15 protein-coding genes are annotated in these 16,810 nt (G+C 70.8%); 3 read left to right on the top strand and 12 right to left on the bottom strand.

From position 1 onward, the window contains the following. The 4 genes from BGO15_RS06850 to BGO15_RS06835 all read right to left on the bottom strand — a co-directional run bounded on the left by BGO15_RS06850 (nucleotide 1) and on the right by BGO15_RS06835 (nucleotide 3,846). A complete protein-coding gene (locus BGO15_RS06850; RefSeq protein WP_045248516.1) occupies nucleotides 1–798 on the bottom strand; it encodes a creatininase family protein in 798 nt (265 codons plus the stop codon). A 99-nt stretch (nucleotides 799–897) separates the two neighbouring features. Continuing rightward, nucleotides 898–2,082 (bottom strand): nitrate ABC transporter substrate-binding protein, encoded by a 1,185-nt coding sequence (locus BGO15_RS06845; protein WP_045248517.1) that lies wholly within the window; start codon nucleotides 2,080–2,082, stop codon nucleotides 898–900. A 61-nt stretch (nucleotides 2,083–2,143) separates the two neighbouring features. Further along, nucleotides 2,144–3,064 (bottom strand): ABC transporter permease, encoded by a 921-nt coding sequence (locus tag BGO15_RS06840; protein WP_056207028.1) that lies wholly within the window; start codon nucleotides 3,062–3,064, stop codon nucleotides 2,144–2,146. Beyond that, complete coding sequence (locus BGO15_RS06835; RefSeq protein WP_045248519.1) at nucleotides 3,064–3,846, bottom strand: ABC transporter ATP-binding protein; 783 nt, start codon at nucleotides 3,844–3,846, stop codon at nucleotides 3,064–3,066. The genes BGO15_RS06840 and BGO15_RS06835 overlap by 1 nt, the downstream gene beginning before the upstream one ends. 250 nt (nucleotides 3,847–4,096) lie before the next feature. Here BGO15_RS06835 and BGO15_RS06830 point away from each other — a divergent pair, with 250 nt between their 5' ends. Further along, entirely contained in the window at nucleotides 4,097–5,317 is a 1,221-nt protein-coding gene (locus tag BGO15_RS06830) for an MFS transporter (RefSeq protein WP_056207030.1), read from the top strand. Here the strand turns inward: BGO15_RS06830 and BGO15_RS06825 are convergent. From BGO15_RS06825 to BGO15_RS06815, 3 genes are all read right to left on the bottom strand, one after another. Then, nucleotides 5,310–6,842 (bottom strand): carboxylesterase/lipase family protein, encoded by a 1,533-nt coding sequence (locus BGO15_RS06825; protein ID WP_056207032.1) that lies wholly within the window; start codon nucleotides 6,840–6,842, stop codon nucleotides 5,310–5,312. The genes BGO15_RS06830 and BGO15_RS06825 overlap by 8 nt on opposite strands. A 66-nt stretch (nucleotides 6,843–6,908) precedes the next feature. Beyond that, nucleotides 6,909–8,597 (bottom strand): ATP-binding protein, encoded by a 1,689-nt coding sequence (locus tag BGO15_RS06820; protein WP_056519908.1) that lies wholly within the window; start codon nucleotides 8,595–8,597, stop codon nucleotides 6,909–6,911. Continuing rightward, the gene (locus tag BGO15_RS06815; protein WP_235557476.1) at nucleotides 8,594–9,247 is read right to left on the bottom strand and encodes a response regulator transcription factor; all 654 of its coding nucleotides are present in this window, start codon (nucleotides 9,245–9,247) and stop codon (nucleotides 8,594–8,596) included. Before BGO15_RS06815 ends, BGO15_RS06820 begins: the two co-directional genes overlap by 4 nt. Nucleotides 9,248–9,314: 67 nt before the next feature. On the opposite strand from BGO15_RS06815, the gene BGO15_RS06810 reads away from it, so the two are divergent. Further along, the gene (locus BGO15_RS06810) at nucleotides 9,315–10,496 is read left to right on the top strand and encodes an amidohydrolase family protein (RefSeq protein ID WP_056207036.1); all 1,182 of its coding nucleotides are present in this window, start codon (nucleotides 9,315–9,317) and stop codon (nucleotides 10,494–10,496) included. Between the two features lie 79 nt (nucleotides 10,497–10,575). On the opposite strand, the gene BGO15_RS06805 is transcribed toward BGO15_RS06810, so the two are convergent. Genes BGO15_RS06805 through BGO15_RS06785 form a run of 5 tightly spaced genes read right to left on the bottom strand, consistent with a single transcriptional unit; the run spans nucleotide 10,576 to nucleotide 15,516 of the window. After that, nucleotides 10,576–11,343 carry an ABC transporter ATP-binding protein gene (locus BGO15_RS06805; protein ID WP_056207038.1) on the bottom strand — a complete coding sequence of 256 codons (768 nt, stop codon included), beginning with the start codon at nucleotides 11,341–11,343 and terminating at the stop codon, nucleotides 10,576–10,578. Then, a complete protein-coding gene (locus BGO15_RS06800) occupies nucleotides 11,336–12,109 on the bottom strand; it encodes an ATP-binding cassette domain-containing protein (RefSeq protein ID WP_056207039.1) in 774 nt (257 codons plus the stop codon). The genes BGO15_RS06805 and BGO15_RS06800 overlap by 8 nt, the downstream gene beginning before the upstream one ends. Continuing rightward, nucleotides 12,106–12,957 (bottom strand): ABC transporter permease, encoded by an 852-nt coding sequence (locus BGO15_RS06795; protein ID WP_056207041.1) that lies wholly within the window; start codon nucleotides 12,955–12,957, stop codon nucleotides 12,106–12,108. Before BGO15_RS06795 ends, BGO15_RS06800 begins: the two co-directional genes overlap by 4 nt. Next, entirely contained in the window at nucleotides 12,954–13,901 is a 948-nt protein-coding gene (locus BGO15_RS06790) for an ABC transporter permease (protein ID WP_056207043.1), read from the bottom strand. Before BGO15_RS06790 ends, BGO15_RS06795 begins: the two co-directional genes overlap by 4 nt. Nucleotides 13,902–13,953: 52 nt before the next feature. Continuing rightward, nucleotides 13,954–15,516 (bottom strand): ABC transporter substrate-binding protein, encoded by a 1,563-nt coding sequence (locus BGO15_RS06785; protein WP_056207045.1) that lies wholly within the window; start codon nucleotides 15,514–15,516, stop codon nucleotides 13,954–13,956. Between the two features lie 170 nt (nucleotides 15,517–15,686). Here BGO15_RS06785 and BGO15_RS06780 point away from each other — a divergent pair, with 170 nt between their 5' ends. Then, nucleotides 15,687–16,808, top strand: a complete 1,122-nt coding sequence (locus BGO15_RS06780) for an aminotransferase class V-fold PLP-dependent enzyme (protein ID WP_056207046.1) — start codon at nucleotides 15,687–15,689, stop codon at nucleotides 16,806–16,808. Nucleotides 16,809–16,810: the final 2 nt, after the last annotated feature.

The raw sequence follows: 16,810 nt of genomic DNA, 5'->3' as shown, positions 1-16,810 counted from the left end.
TCAGATGAGGGTCGTGCGCTCGGGCAGCGTGAAGCGGTCGATCTCGCCGAGCGCGACGAGACCTCGTTCGATCGCCTCGTCGAACAGCGCCTTTCCGGCCGCCGCCGTCGCCGCTGTGGGGTCGCCGATGATGCCCGCCGGGCCGAAGTCGTCGGAGAGCCAGCCGAAAGAGACCGGCTTGCCGTTGAACCCGAGCATCTCGTAGTCGTCGAACCACTCCGGCACGTTGCGGGCGAACAGCTCGGGGTGCACGAGGTCGGGACGCAGGTGCATGACGATGGATGTCTCCGCCCACCCGCCGTGGATGCCGAGGCCGTGCTCGTCGGGGAGCGTCGGATCGTCGGAGGTTCGACCGGCGGTGCCGAGGGCGGGCATCGAGAACGTCTGGAGGCCGAACCGTCGGCGCAGCTCGCGGTTCGCCACCTGCAGGAGGGCGACGTTGCCCCCGTGGCCGTTGACGAAGACGACCTTGCGCGCGGGCGTCGTCGTGATCGAGCGACCGATTTCGACGAGCACGTCCATGAGTGTCTCTCCGCTCAGCCACAGCGTGCCCGGCGCCCAGCAGTGCTCGTCGGACTTCGCGATCTGCAGGGTCGGCAGCTGCCAGGCATCGATGCCGGCCTCACGTGCACGGGGCACGAGGGCTTCGACGGCGGCCTCCGCCATCAGCGCATCGGTCACCAGTGGGAGGTGGGGCCCGTGGTGCTCGATCGCGCCGATCGGCACCAGCAGCACCGAGGCCGGAGTGAGCACGGTCGCCGTCTGGGGGCCGGTGAGTTCATGGAAGCGCGTGGTCACGGGGCATCCTTCTGTGTGCGGGTCGTGCGTGTCGGCGGCGGGGGGACCGGGTGGGGCACGCCGATGCCCCCGGCGCGGGGCCGGGGGCATCGGGTGGTGTTACTTGAGTCCGATCGAGGTGTCGATGAACTCGTTGGTGTACAGATCGGTCGCCTTCAGGCCGGGCGCGATGTTCGTGCCCAGATCGGTGTAGATCTTGGAGGCCTTGGTGAAGAAGTCCGCCATGCGGGCGTCGTTGAAGTCACCGATGGTGGAGTTGTCTCCGTTGGAGACGATCTTGTCGGCGAGCATCGTCTTGACCGCGTAGTCCGCGACACCGGGGCTGTAGCTCCAGCTCGCGTTGTAGCCGGCGATCGCCTTCTGGATGAGGGCGTTGGCCTTCGACGGGTCGGCGAAGTAGTCGACCTCGGCCTGCTGCAGCACCGGCGTGAACGCCTTGAGGCACGGGGTCAGCTTGTCGAAGTCACCGGTCTTGGCGACCATCTCCGACTGGTAGGGGTCCCAACCGGTCGACGAGATGAGCGAGTACTTGACCGGCTTGTCCCAGGCCGAGACCTCGTTCTGGTAGATGTACGGCTCAGCGGAGGCGAAGCCCTGCTGGACGCTCTTGCCCTCGGCGGCCACGAACTGGTCCGGCGCACCCGAGTAGCTCGAGTCGGTGTTGGCCTTGTCGACGTAGCCCTGCGAGATCAGGTAGTCCATGTAGGCCGATCCGCTGAAGTACAGCCACGAGCCGCCGGTCGACTTGAGCGCCGCGCCGATGTCCTTGACACCGGTCACGTTCGGGTAGGTCGCCGGGTCCCACATGACCATGATCGGGCTCTGGTCGAGGGGCGCGAAGAAGGCCTTCGTGGGCACCTTGCCCGAGTTGGCGATCTGGTCGTCGGTGGTGACGTAGCCGAAGGTGATCGAGTCGTCGGTGTACATCTGGGTGGCGACGTTGTTGAAGTTGATCGCCGCGCCACCGGCGCGGATCTCGAGCTTCACACCGGTCGACTTGCCGCCGGCGTAGAGCGTTCCGACGACGGCCTTCTTGTCGGCCTCGACGGTCGCGTCGTCGCCGAGCATCTGGTACAGGTGACCGTGCTCCGACTCGGGCCACCAGTCGGTCTGGACGACGATGGTCGACGGGCAGCCGGCCGCGGCGAGGTCGACCGTGCCGGCCTCCGCGGAGGCCGCGGCGCTGGAACCGGTGGTGGTGCTCGACGAACACGCCGCGAGAACCGCGGCCATGGCCACGGCGCTCAGGATCGCGCCCGCACGAACAACGGTGCGTGTGTGCATGTGATCTCTCTTTCGGGTGAGACGGATGGTGCGATGCGGGAGTGGTGCAGGTTGAGGGGGCTCAGGTGGTCGGCTCGTACCAACGGCCGACGACGAGCTTGGAGAGGGCGCCGAAGATGATGAACATGGCGACGCCGAGGAGCGCGGAGACGATCAGCGCATCGAACAGCTGGGGCATGTTCAACAGGCGCACGTAACGCTGCATGAGGGCGCCGAGGCCCGGTTCGCCGCGCTGGAAGAACATGTCGCCGACGATGGCGCCGACGACCGACAGGCCGGCGGAGGTGCGAAGGCCCACGAAGATCGACGGCAGCGCGCCGGGGAACATGAGCTTGGAGAGCACGGTCCACTTGGAGGCCTTCTGCAGCTTGAACAGCTCGTGGTAGGACTTGTCGAGCGACTGCAGACCGAAGAGGGTGTTCGACACCATCGGGAAGAGCGCGATCATCACGCACACCACGACACGGGCGCCGAACTCCTGGCCGAACCAGATGCCGATCAGCGAGACGAGCGCGAGGATCGGGATCGTCTGCAGCACCACGGCGTAGGGGTAGGTCGAGTTGTAGACCCACTTCCACAAGGCCATGCAGGTAGCCCATGCGATGCCGAGCGCCGAGGCGATGAGCAGTCCCACGATCGCCACGCCGGTGGTGCGGGCGAGCCCGGTGATGATGTCCGCCGACACCGACGGGTCGAAGGCCATCACGAACACCTCCCCCGGCGTCGGCAGGAGGAATCGCCGCTGGGGCGTCTGCATGGCGTTGAGGAGGTACCACCCGGCGATCACGAGCACGAACACGCCGAGCGGCGGGAGCAGGGTCAGGATCGTGCGCCTGACCTTCTGACCGAACGTGCGCTTCGCCTTGCGGCTGGGGCCGACGGTGGCGGGTTCGACGGCGGAATCGAGGTGCGCGGCGGCGACCGCGGGCTCGACTGCTGCCTCGGGGGTCACGGCGGAGGTCTCGGTGGACGGCGTGGACATCAGCGGTGCCCTTCTCGGAGCGCGTGCGACACCTCGCCGACGAGCTCGGCGAAGTCGGGGGTGTATCGGATGTCGGGGTTGCGGTCGGCCATGGCGAACGGCACATCGAAGCTCTTCACGATGGTGCCGGGCCGGCCCGACATGACGATCACCTTCGTGGAGAGGTACACGGCCTCGGACACCGAGTGGGTGATGAACATCCCCGCGAAGCCCTTGGCGATGAACAGCTGGATGAGCTCGTCGTTCAGGCGCTCGCGGGTGATCTCGTCGAGTGCACCGAACGGCTCGTCGAAGAGGAAGAGCTCGGGATCGAGGGTGAGCGAGCGTGCGAGCGAAGCGCGCATCCGCATGCCGCCGGAGAGCTGCTTGGGCAGGTGCTTCTCGAACCCCTTGAGGCCGACGAGGTCGATCGCGGCATCAGCCTTGGGGCGGCGGACGCGGATGGGCTGGTTGTTCAGCTCGGCGAGCAGCTCCACGTTCTGCTGCACGTTGCGCCACGCGAGGAGGGTGGCGTCCTGGAAGACGTAGCCGATGCGGTCGGTGCTGACGTCGACGGTGCCGCGGCTGGCGGTCTCGAGTCCGGAGGCGATTCGCAGCAGCGTCGATTTGCCGCAGCCGGAGGGTCCGACGACGGTGAGGAACTCGCCGGTGCGCACGGAGAGGTCGACACCGTGGAGGGCGACGGTGCCGTTGGGGAACTTCATCTCGACGTCGGTGAACGACACGAGATCCCGGGTCTGCGGGAGGGGGGTGGAGCCGGTGGGAGGTGCGACCGTGGTCACGACGGACTCGCTTTCGCTCGAGGGGTGGCGACGCCGCGTCTTCGGGGCGAATGTTGATGCGCTCAACAACGCTCAAGTTAGGGATCGGGTGTTTCGCTCATGTGTCGCCGCTGTAACCCTGATCGAAAACCCGGATGCCGCCGCCTCCCCGCCCGCTCGACGGCCTCGCGCGCGTGCCTAGACTGACGACGCCGGCGATTGTCCCGAGGGAGTCTCCCGAGTTCGACCGGCCAGAACAGGCCGGGTCGTCATGACCGCAATCGACCTCGATCGCTATCGCCGTGCGCTCATCGCCCCCGGCGCTCCGTGGTTCTCCCTCGCGGGGCTGCTCGCCCGCTTTCCCCGGGGAGCGCTCTCGCTCGGCGCGATCCTGCTCGTGTCGGGCGCGAGCGGAAGCTACGCGCTCGGCGGTGCGATCGCCGCGACGTTCGTCGTCGGGCTGTCGCTCGCGGGACCCGTGTGGGCGCGCGCGATGGATCGCGTGGGACAGCGCCTGCCCCTGCTGGCGTCCGCGGCGGCTCTGATCGTGTCCACCGCCCTCCTCACCGGCGCGGTGCTGTGGCGGTGGCCGGTGTGGACGTGGTTCGGGCTCGCGGCGATCGCCGGGGTGTGCTGCCTCGATGTCGGTCCCGCGGTGCGTGCGCGGTGGACCGCGCTCCTGGCCGGAGACGATCGACAGAGCGGATTCGCCATCGAGACGATCGTCGACGAGATCCTCTACGTGCTCGCGCCGCCGCTCGTGACGGTGATCGCGGTCGCCGCGGCTCCCGCGTCGGGCCTGGCGGTGATCGTCGTCATCGGTGCCGTCGGACTCGCCTGGCTCGGCGTTCTCACCCGCTCACAGCCCATCCCGCGCGGCCGGGAGCGCAGCGCGCGTCTCGTGCCGCCCCTCGGCATCCTGCCGCTCGTCGTCGCCTGGATCGGCGTCGGCGCGATGTTCGGCGCGTTCGACATCACTGCCGTCGCATGGGCCGCCGAGCTCGGCGGCGCATGGCTCACGGGCGTACTGATGGCGGCGTTCGCCCTCGGCAACACCGTCGGTGCGATCGTCTACGGCGCGTTGACGCTGCGCCCGTCGGCACGGGCCCGGTGGCTCGCGCTCACCGCGCTGGTGGCGGCCGCGGCCGTCATGCTGCCGCTGGCCGCCCGGGGGCTCGTGCTGATCGGGGTCGTGCTGCTGTTCGGGCTGCTTGTCGGTCCGCTCCTGGTCGCCGGCTTCGCCCTGCTGGAGTCGCGTGTCGATCGCGACCGCGTCACGGAGCTGCTCGCCTATCCCTCGATCGGCTCGGGCATCGGCATCCCGCTCGGGTCGATGATCGCGGGGGCATGGATAGACGCGCAGGGCGCGGCATCCGGATTCCTCATCGTCACCGCGGCCGCGGCCGCCGCACTCGTGCTCTCCGCCGCAGGCGAGGGTGTCGTCGCGGTGGTCGCGCGGGTGCGGCGGCCGGTGGTGTCGCAGGTCAGCTGAACGAGAGCACCTCGTCGCCCCAGGCGCTGCGCAGGGCCGCGTCCAGGTCGGGAACGACCGAGTCGGTGTGCTCGATCACGAGGGTGTCGCGCGCGGCGGCATCGTAGCGCGGCCAGTCGACCGCACCGTCGGCCGTGGGCTCCTGGCCGTAGGCGAACCGGGTCCACCGCTCCTGCATGCGCTGCGAGATCTCGATCGCGGCGCGCTTGCCGCCGAGCTTGAACGTCGGGTCCTTCGGGCCGCTCGTGAGGTTGCCCCACAGGTAGGGCAGCTCGGTCGCGTGTGTCGCGCCGAGACCGATCAGGCGCAGGAAGGGCGCACTGTGGTCGAAGCGGTAGAGGTAGGTCGGTGCCACGCGGCTGTGACCTTCGGCCACCCACAGCGTCGGCATGCGGAAGCCGATGTCGCGGGCGATGCCGAGACCGATCGCGCCCTGGCGGGCGTGCTCGTAGGCTCCGCGCACCTGCTCGATCGGCGGCATGTCGATGGACGGGTCATCGGCGGCCATGTCCGTGAACATCTGCTGGATGCGGTCGTCCGTGATCGGGATCAGCGGCGACTTCATGAACTTGAACAGCGACGCCTCGTCCTTGTTCGTCCCGATGATGAGCGGAACCGGGATGCCGCGGCCCTCGCTGAGCGCGTCGACGGGAGCCTCGGGCAGCAGGTCGCCGTCGACGATCGGGGCGAAGGCGAGTGTGCCCGGGTCGGTCGAGGGGACGGCGGCGTAGACGGCCTGGCCGACCCGCACGACTTCCTCGACGGGCAGCTCGCGCAGTGCCGTCACTGCGGCACCGTCGAGGCCCGCCTCGGTGACGAAGCGCTCCGCGACGGCACGGGCGCGTCCCGGACCGTACATGCTCGATGCCGGCGACGACTGGGCGATCGCGCGGTGGAAGAGACCCTCGGCGGACGGCACGGCAAGGAGCGTGGTGACGAGGCCGCCCCCCGCGGACTCGCCGAACACGGTCACGCGGGACGCGTCACCGCCGAAGGCGGAGATGTTCGTCTGCACCCAGCGGAGGGCCGTCAGCACGTCCTTGAGGGCGAGATTGCGGTCGAAGCCGCCCTCGGGCAGCAGTTCGCTGAGGTCGAGGAAGCCGAGCGCGCCGATACGGTAGTTCACCGTCACGATCACGACCTGGCCGCTCGTCACGATCGACGTCGCGTCGAACAGCGGCTGGCTCGACGAACCGAACGTGTACGCACCGCCGTGCAGCCAGACCATCACCGGCAGCGGGCCGGCAGCGTCGGCGGGCGCCCACACGTTGAGCGAGAGGCAGTCCTCGCTCTGCACGATGTCGGTGCCGAGGGGGATCGACGGGTTCACCGGCTGCGGGCAGACCGGGCCGTAGGCGAGCGCGTCCACGACGCCCTCGACCGGGGCGGCCGGCACCGGGTCGCGCCAGCGCAGCGGGCCGATCGGCGCCTCCGCGTAGCGGATGCCCCGCCACGACGTGACGTTCGCGGCGGTGGCGCCGCGGAAGGTTCCGGCGGGGGCGGTGATGGTGGTGGCGTCCAACATGACGGGGTCTCCTTGAGCGTTGGTCTGGGGTGCGATAGCCCGAAGCTATCCGCCCTCTCCGAGCGCTCAGGCGGGATGTACGGCTGACACGACAGGATGCCGCGATCCGCCCGGATCGACCACGAGAAGCGCCCGCAGCACCACGCTGTCTGCCACCTGCACGAGCTCGGCGCCGAGGGAGCGCACGTGGGATGCCGGGCGCAGCGCGGCCCCCCGCGGCAGGATGCCCTCGCAGCGCACGGCGAGACGCAGCATCCGCCCGGCACCCGTGGATGTGAGGTCGACGCTCACCCCCACCCGGCGTGCGTCGGCGTGCTTGACCGCGTTGAGAAGCCCTTCGGCGACGATGTCGTAGGCGTCCCGCGCGAGCGTGCCATCGCCGTCGAGCGCGGCGCGGGCGTCGTCGTCGATGCGCACGTCGACGGCGATCACGTGCGCCCAGGTGGCGATGACCTGGTCGACGGCCTCCGCCCCGACGGGCGGCGCCGGGCGCGCGAACACGTCGGCGGCCTGCGCGAGCAGCTCGTCGATGTCGGCCGCGATGCCTGCGCTCGGCGTCTGCAGCTGCAGCACGCAGCGGGCCTGCACGTCGCGATGGAGGATCTGGGCGGCATCCGTCAACGCCGCCCGAGCGGGGGCGGTGCCGCGGCGCAGCGCCCGCTGCTGGGAGGCCACGGCGTGGGAGAGGCGGCGCTGCTCGACCTGCAGCGCGTGCACGACGGCGGCGAGCATCGCGAACGCGAACGCGATCAACGGGAACGCGAGGGCGGGGATCAGCACCCGTATGCCGGTCAGTCCACCGAGCACAGAGGCGAGCGACAGCGCGAAGCCGGTGAGGACGGAGACTCCGAGGAAGACTCCGGCGCGCGCTCTGCCGCCACTGAGCACCGACAGGCGGCGGGGCAGGTAGTCGGTGGCGAGCGATCCGATCACGAGGAACACGGCGCCGATCACGAGTACCGCAGGGGTCGCCGCCCGCACTGCATAGGGAAGCATGAAGACCAGGTAGACGAGGCCGACGAGGCCGACCGGCGGCAGGCGCAGGCCGAACAGTCGCGCGCGACGCACGTCGAGCTCACCGGGCATCCGGGGCGGCTCGGCCGCCGCGAGATCGGCCAGTTCATGACTTTCCGCGCGGGCTGCGTCGGCTGCGAAGGCGCGCACCTGCTCGACAGTGGGCGGGTCGTTCCATTGGGCGAGGCGCGTGCGGGCGTCGTCGACGACGCGCACGACGAGCGCCCGGGCCGCACGATCGTAGGCCTCCGTGCTCTGCTGCGCTGCTGCGAGCTCGGCCCGCACCGAGCGAAGCAGCGCGTTGACGCGCCGGCGGGAACGGATCGCGTCGACGACGAGCGCCGTGACGGACAGCGTCACGAGCCACACGATGAGGTTCGTGGCGACGCGGAACGCGAGAACCTCGACCGAGTCGCCCGGGAATCCCGCGGCACGCAGCGCCGCGTCCTGCACGAGCGGTCGCGCGGCGGCAGCGACGGCCACGCCGGCGAGCACGGCGGTAGCACGACCCCGTGGCGTCGGGATGTTCCGTTCGAGGACGGCGACGAGCCCGAGCAGGAGGCCGAAGACCAGCGCGCCGATGAGCGACACGACGAACCCGTCGAACGCCTCATCCGGCGACAGGTCGCCGGCGGGGCTCACGACGGTGAGCGAGAGCGCGACGGCGACCGCGAGCGTCCAGATCGAGACGTAGGCGCCGCCGCCGACCACGTGGACGACGGCCGACGCCAGTCGTCTCATCGCACGGGTCCGAAGGCGGAGATGTAGGCGGCAGCCGCGGCGACGCGGGGATTCACAGCAGGATCGCCGGTGAGGCGCATCCGCTCGAAGATGCGGCTGATCGACCGTTCGACGGCGCGGACCGTTGCTCCGGATGCCTCGGCGATCTGCTCGTTCGACCAGCCGCGCGCGATCATCGCGAGCACGTCGATCTGGTGCCGCGTGAGGGTACCGAGCTTGTCGGCGACGGGCGCTGCGACGGTCGGCGCCGGTGACGGGTGGGTCGACAGCGCCGTCTCGAGCGCCTCGAAGAGCACCGCGGGCGAGGTGAGCGCGTCTTTGCTGACGAACACGGCACCCGCCACTCCGAGCGGCTCGGCGCCCGCGGCGGCGCGCGGGTAGCTCGAGAGGAAGACGATGCCGAGGTGCGGAGCGAGTCGGTGGAGCGTCTGGGCGAGGTCGATGCCGTTGGGACGACTGCCCAGGTCGATGTCGGTCACGAGGGCGTCGGGATCGACCTCGGCGAACAGTCGCATGGCCTCATCGGCGGATGCCGCGCCGGTCGCATCCCAGCCGTTGCGGGTGAGCAGCTCGCACGCGAGCGTGCGCAGCGCCGCCTGGTCCTCCACGACCAGCACGCGACGCACCCACCCCGCTCCCACGGTGTCCACGCTAGTCGAGGAAATCATGCCGAACGGCACGATGACGGCCCGCGCGCGGCCGTAGGCTGGCGGCGAGATGCACAGCACTGCCGACGACGCCCCCTCCTCCGAGCCGGTGGTCGATCTCGTCGACCCGGCGGCACCGCTTCTGATCGTCGGCGGGCGACTGCTCGACGCGCACGGCACGATCGTGCCGAACCCAGGGGTCCGGGTCATCGACGGGCGGATCGCCGCGTTCGGTGCGACGGTGGATGCGCCACCCGCCGGGCGCGTGGTGCGTCTCGTCGACGAGGTGCTCGCACCGGGGCTCGTCGACGCCCACTGCCACATCGCGTGGGCGGCGTTCCACGACAGCGAGCGGGCGGACATCGACTCGGTCCGCACTGAAGCTCTGGTGTCCGACGCCCTGACCCGCACGCTCCGCTCCGGCGTCACCCTGCTGCGCGATGCGGGCGGTGCCGACGAGACGCTGCGGCGTCGCGCGGCATCCGACCCGGCATCGGCTCCGAGGCTGTCGCTCAGCCACCGCATCATCACGGCGACCGACGCGCCGACCGCTGACGCGATGCGGCGGGTCGTCGCCGCGCTGGCCGACGACGGCGCCGACTGGGTCAAGCTCGCCGCGACGGGCGGCCTGGGCGACGCCGATGCCCTCGAGCTCGTCCCCCGGTTCTCGCGCGAGACGGTACGCGCGGCGACCGAGGAGGCCGCCGCGCACGGGCTGCGCGTCATGGTGCACGCCTGGGGCGGCGCGGCCATCGACGACGCCCTCGACGCGGGGGTCGCCTCGATCGAGCACGCGATCTTCCTCACGCCGGCTCAGGCCCATACCGCCGCCGCGTCGGGCGTCACGATCGTGCCGACCCTGCGCATCTACCAGCTGCTGACGGATGCCGCCTCCCCCGTCGACCTGCCGGCGCCGTTGCGCGCGCGGGCCGAGGCGGTCGTCGAGGCGCATCCCCGGGCCGTGGGCGACGCCCTCGACGCGCGGGCGACGGTCGCCGTCGGCACGGACTTCGGCACGCCGCAGCAGCACGGCCGCATCGCGGAGGAGCTCGCCGCACTGCGCGCGGTGGGCCTGTCGGCCGCCGAGGTGCTGGTCGCCGCCACGCGGGCGGGCGCGACTCTCGTCGAAGGCGACCCCTCCGCGGGAGTGCTCAGTGTCGGCGGCGTCTTCGATGCGGTCGCGCTGCGCGGACTGGATGCCCCCGGCGCGCCCACCGTCACACGCGTCTTCCGTTCCGGCATCGGGACCTGACCCGGGCGATCCGGCTGCGGCCTCCGGCGTCGACCCGAGTCACTCACGCGCACCTCGCTGACCTGTGCGCCACGTCGCCTCAGCGGTGCGCGCCGCCGTCGAGCCGCGGGACCGCGTCGATGAGCGCTCGGGTGTAGGCGGACGTCGGGCGCCGCAGCACGTCGGCCACGGCGCCCTGCTCCTGCACGCGGCCCTGCTCGAGCACGATGACCTCGTCTGCCAGCCGCTCGACGACGCGCAGGTCGTGCGTGATGAGCACGATCGCGAGTCCCTGGCGTCGGGCGAGCTCGTCCAGCAGCTCGAGGATCTCGGCCTGCACCGAGACATCCAGCGCCGACGTCGGCTCGTCGGCGACGAGCACCTCGGGATCCACCGCGAGCGCGCGGGCGATAGCGGCGCGCTGACGCTGTCCGCCTGAGAGGTGGCCGGGGCGGCGGCGGGCGAGCTCGGGGGTCAGCGCGACCGACTCGAGCAGATCATTGAGCGCCGTCTCCCGCTCCGCGGCGGATCGCCGGGGGCGGGTGCGCCGCAGCAGCTCCCGCAGCACGCTGTCGATCGTGCGCAGCGGGTTGAGTGCCAGTGAGGGATCCTGGAACACCATCTGCACCCGGGTGCGAGCACGTCGACGATCGGATGCGGTGCCCCCGGGGGCATCCTCACGCCACACCAGACGCCCGGCCGACGCGGGCTGCAGCCCGGCCACGACGCGACCGATCGACGTCTTCCCCGATCCGCTCTCGCCGATCAGCCCGACGATGCGGCTCGGACGCAACACCGCGTCGACGCCGTGCACGACCGTTCGGCCGCGGTAGGCGACCTGGAGGCCGTCGAGCACCAGCTCAGCCATCAGAGCCTCCTTCCAGTGCGCGGGCCTCGGCGATGAGCTCGGAGAAATAGTCCGATGCGGGCGCCGCGATGACCTCGTCGGTCACGCCGGACTCGATCACCTGGCCGTGCCGCATCACCATGATGCGCTCGCTCACCTGCGCGACCACGGGCAGGTCGTGGGAGACGAACACGAGCCCGAGCCCCTCGGCCCGCAGCGACGACAGCAGGTCGAGCACACGCTGCTGCACGGTCACATCCAGCGCGGTCGTCGGCTCGTCGCACAGCAGGAAACGCGGCTCCGCCGCGAGCGCCACAGCGATCGCGGCACGCTGACGCATCCCGCCCGACAGCTCGTGCGGGTAGAGACGCGCGGTGGCCGCGGCATCCCGTATGCCGACCCGGTCGAGCAGGGCGACGGCATCGGATGCCGCGACCGCCCTCGGAAGCCCGCGCACGGCGCGCCGCACGTCGGCGATCTGCGCGCCCACGCGCCGAACCGGGTCGAGCGCCGAGCCGGGGTCCTGCAGCACCAGGCCGATCTGGCCGCGCACGTCGGCGTGGCCGTGTACCGGTGCACCGTCCAGACGCACCTCACCCGCCGCGCGGCGCACACCGTCGGGCAGCAGGCCGATGAGCGAGCGCAGCAGCAGGCTCTTGCCCGAGCCGGACTCCCCCACGATGCCCAGGCTCTCGCCCGGCGCGACCCGCAGCTCGGCGACCTCGACGAGGGGCGCGCCTCCCCTCTCGACCAGACGCAGCCCCGACAGCTCGAGCCCCGCGCTCACAGTCGCACCCGTCGGTAGTCCGCATAGCCGTCGGCGAGCAGCGCGAAGCCGAGACCCGTCCAGAAGACAGCGAGCCCCGGGAACACCGACACCCACCAGTTCGTGGTCAGGAACTGCCGGCCGTCCGAGATCATGCGCCCCCATTCGGCCGTCGGTGCCTGCACGCCGAGACCCAGATAGCTCAGCGTCACGACCGCGAGGATCACGAAGACGACCTCGGAGAGGGCGAGGGTGACGATCTGGTTCCAGAGGTTCGGCAGGATGTGCCGGAAGATCACGCGTCCGTGACCGAGCCCGCCGGCGCGCGCCGCCTCGACCCAGGGCCGTTGACGCAGACCGAGGGTCACACTGCGGGTGAGTCGCGCGTAGTGCACCCACGCGACCGCGGCGAGGGCGACGTAGATCGAGAGCTCGCCCGGGCCGAGGAAGACGACGAGGGCGAGAGCGAGGATGTAGAAGGGGAACGTCAGCACGACGTCCACGAGGTAGCCGATGATCGCATCCGCCACGCCGCCGAAATAGCCCGCGACGAGACCGAGCACCGATCCGATCGTCGCCGGCAGGAGGATGCCGAACACGCCGATGCGCACATCGGTCGCCGCCCCGTATGCGATGCGCGCCCAGATGTCGCGGCCCAGCTGATCGGTGCCGAGTGGATGCGCACCCCCCGGCGGAAGGAACCCCGCGGAGAGGTCCTGAGCGTTCGGGTCGTACGGGGTCAGCAGCGGTGCGGCCACGGCGATCAGCACCATCACGCCGATCATCACCAGCCCCACGACGAGGGCGGGCTGCCGCCACACGGACTCCCGTCGACGGGTCGGGGTGGCGATCCCCGCCTCGGCGCTCATCGGGTGCTCCTCGCGCGGCGCACCCGAGGGTCGACGAGACGCACGACGATGTCGGTCAGCGTCGTCACGACCACGACCACGAGCCCGGTCAACAGCACGATTCCCTGGATGAGCGGGGCGTCGCGGGCCGAGATCGCGTCGAACAGGAGTGAGCCGACGCCGTTGATGGAGAACACCCGCTCGACGATGAACGTGCCGCCGAGCAGCACGGCGAAGTTCGTGCCCGCGAGAGCGATCATCGGCAGCAGCGAGTTCGGGATGAGCCGGCGCCAGGTGATGAAGGCGGGCGAGAAGCCGACCGCGCGGGCGGAGACCATGAAGTCGGCGTCCTTCGTGTCGAGCATCTCGGTGCGCAGACTCCGGGTGAGCACGGGCACGATCGCCGCGGCCGCGACGATGACCGGGAGAACCAGGGATGCCGCGAACTCCGCCGGTGAGCGCCCGAGCCCGCCGGCCGGGAGCACACGGAGGTTCACCGCGAAGATCAGGATGAGCACCAGACCGAACCAGAAACCCGGCACGGCGATGCCGGCCGTGGTGAGCAGCCGAACCCCATGGTCGATCGCTCCGCCGGGGCGTCGGGTGGCCGCCACCGCGAGCAGCAGAGCCGACGCGAGGGCCAGGACGAGCGCGATGCCGGCGAGCAGCACCGTGGGGCCGGCGCGACCGATGACGAGCGGAGCGACCGGCACCCCGAGTGACAGCGACGTGCCGAGGTCTCCGTGCAACACCCCGACGACGTAGTCGCCGAGCCGCACCCACCAGGGCTGGTCCAGCCCGAGGGCGGTGCGCAGTGTCCCCGCCGCCGCCGGTGTGACGTGGGCGCCGAGCAGCGCGCTCACCGGGTCACCGGGGATGACCAGGATGAGCGCGAACGAGGCGAGGACGACGCCGACCGCCACGGCGAGGCCGCGGGCGGCGACGCCGATGATGCGTAGGATCACGGTTCTCCTCGGGGGAACGGTGGGGCGACCGTTCGAGCCGCCCCACCGTATCTCACTTGGCGATCCACACTCCGTCGAGGAGCGAGGTGCCGTTGGGCACGACCACGAGGCCGTTGATGGAGCTGGCGGTCGCCGTGATCTGCGCCGTGTAGTCGAGCGACAGGTTCGGCACGTCCTGCGCCACGATCTCCTGCAGCTGGGCGTAGATCGCCTTGCGCGCGTCGCCGTCCGGGGTCGTGCGACCCTGCTCGGCGAGGTCGTTGACCTGCGTGTTGTCGTAGCCGGTGAAGAACGCCTTCGACGGGCCCTTCGCGTCGACCTGCCAAGTCGTCACGTTGTCGGGATCGGACGTGTCGGCGATCACCGTCGTCAGGGCGAACTGGTAGTTGCCCGCGGGGAACTGCGTCCAGAAGGTCGCGCTGTCCACCGAGTCGATCTTCACAGTGATGCCGATCTTCGCCAGCTGCGACTGGATGATCTGCGCCTGCTGGTCGCGCGACTGCGATCCGCTCTCGACGAGCAGCGTCGCGGTCGTCGGAACGGGGTTCGCCTGCGCGACATCCTTCGTGGCCTGGTCGATGTCGAACGGGAGGATCGTCGCCGACTGGTCGGAGTACTTCACCGTGCTCGGGATGTAGGTCGTGCCGGTCGTCGCGGTGCCGAAGGTCGTGTTCTTCGCGAGCGCCGCGCGGTCGATGGCCTGCGCCACCGCACGTCGCGCATTGCGGTCGCTGAAGGGCGCCGCGGCCGTGTTGAAGAAGATCTCGTCCTGGTTCCAGCTCGAGATGCTCTGCAGCGTCACGGCGGTGTCGGAGCTCAGGTCCGCCACGCTCGCCGGGGCGATGCCCTCGGAGATCTGTGCCTGGCCCGACTTCACGAGCGACGCGAGCTGGGCGTCGTCACCGGCGACCAGGTAGGTCACCGAGTCGAGGTACGGCTTGCCGGGCTGCCAGTAGTGGGTGTTCTTGACGAGCGTGATCGACCCACCCGTCTTGTCCCAGGTGCCGACGGTGAACGGGCCGCTGGCGACCGGGTTCGCGAAGAACGTCGCCTCCGACTCGCCCTTGAGGTTGTTCGGCACGATCCCCGACGAGAACGTCGACAGCTCGGCGAGCAGCGGCGAGAACGGCTTCGAGAGCGTGACGACGACGGTGCCGGCGTCGGGGGCGGTCACGTCGGTGATGGGCGCCGACAGCGGCAGCGCACCGCCCTTCGACAGATGGCGCTTGATCGAGTAGACGACGTCCGCCGACGTGAGGGCGCTGCCGTCCGAGAACGTGAGGTCGGGGTGCAGCGTGAAGGTCCAGGTGAGTCCATCCGAGGATGTCGTGTACGACTGGGCCAAACGGGGCTGGATGCCGCCCTTGTCGTCCTGGATGACGAGCGTGTCGAAGATCTTGTCCAGCGTGTACGCGTTGTTGCTGGTCAGCGTGTCGGGCACCGGGTCGAGGTTCGTCACCTCCGCACCGAGCCGCGCGATCGTGATGGAGCCGCCGGCGACCGGCGATGCGCTCGTGGGGGCCGAGGCGGCCGACCCGGAGCAGGCGGAGAGAGCCAGGGCCGCGACGATACCGGCGGCGGCGATCCCTCCCCAACGTGCGACACGAAGTGCCATGGATGTCCTCTTCTCTGGTGCGCGCCGGGATGGGTGTTCGGTGGCGCGGAAGTCATGTGCGGTAACCCTGGGGAAGCGTAATGCGCACGCGTGTATACATTGTTGACGACGAGAAACACTTCGTCACGGGACGCCCGATCACCGAGGCGACGCCGCGGAAGGACGCACGAATGACAACAGCACTGGCCGCGCCGTGGCATCCGCTCTGGGACGTTCCCGCGTTCCCCGCCGCACGCTACGCACTGCTCAGCGACCGCATCGGTGCACTGGTGGGCGCGTCAGACGTGCACGACACCGTCATCGTTCCGGGCGAGGCCATCGTCGCGCTCGAAGCCGTCGCCCGCGAGGTCGGACACGCCGGGCAGCGCGTCCTGAACATCGTGACGAGCCACTACGGCGGCCTCTTCGGCGAGTGGCTGGCGCAGAGCGGCGCCGAGGTGACGACACTCGCCCCACTCGTGGCGGGCGGCGCGATCGAGACGGAACGCGTCGCCGCGGCCCTCGCGCAGGAGGCGTTCACTGTCGTCAGCCTCGTGCACGGAGAGGGCGCGACCGCCATCGTCAACCCGCTCTCCACGCTGCTGTCCCTCGCCCGCGCAGCCGGCGCCCTCACCGTCGTCGACGCCGTCGCCTCGGTCGGCGCCGAGCCGGTCGACGTGACGTCCGACGGCATCGACATCCTGGTCGCAGGCCCGCAGAAGGGATGGTCCGGCCCCTCGGCGATCTCGACGATCACCGTGAGCCCCGCGGGTTGGAACGCACTTCGACGCACCACTCCCACCGCGGCCCTCTCGGCCGTCTCGCTGCTCGACCTGCAGCGGGACTGGCTCACCACCGACCGCACCCGCATCCCCGGCACCGCCCCCTCGCTCGAGCTGTGGGCGCTGGATGCCGCGATCACCCGCGTCGAGCTGGAGGGCCACGCCTCACTCGTGGCGCGGCACCGCGCGGCGGCCGAGGCCACGTTCCGCGCCGTCACCGCGCTCGGACTGCAGCCGTGGGCCCGCGGCGTCGAGGAGGCTTCCGGCCTCATGACCGGCATCCTGCTCCCCGACGGCACCGACCGCTCCCGCGTGCTGCGCGCGACGTCCGCCCGCGGCTCCGGCATCACCGCGGGGGTAGGCGACGTGCCCGCCGGCCACCTGCGTCTGAACCACACCGGTCCTCGCGCCGGCTTCGCCACGATCGCCGCCGATCTGACCTCCCTCGCCCTCGCCGTGACCGCAGAAGGGGTCCGCGTGGACCTCGCCGCGGCCGCCACCGAGCTCGCCGCGCTTCCTGCGGCCGTCTGACA

Origin of the sequence: Microbacterium sp. 71-23 (assembly GCF_001897265.1) — a bacterium.
GTDB classification, from domain to species: domain Bacteria; phylum Actinomycetota; class Actinomycetes; order Actinomycetales; family Microbacteriaceae; genus Microbacterium; species Microbacterium ginsengisoli.
Note: the sequence above shows the minus strand (reverse complement) of the source record. Positions and strands in the feature narration are given on the sequence as shown.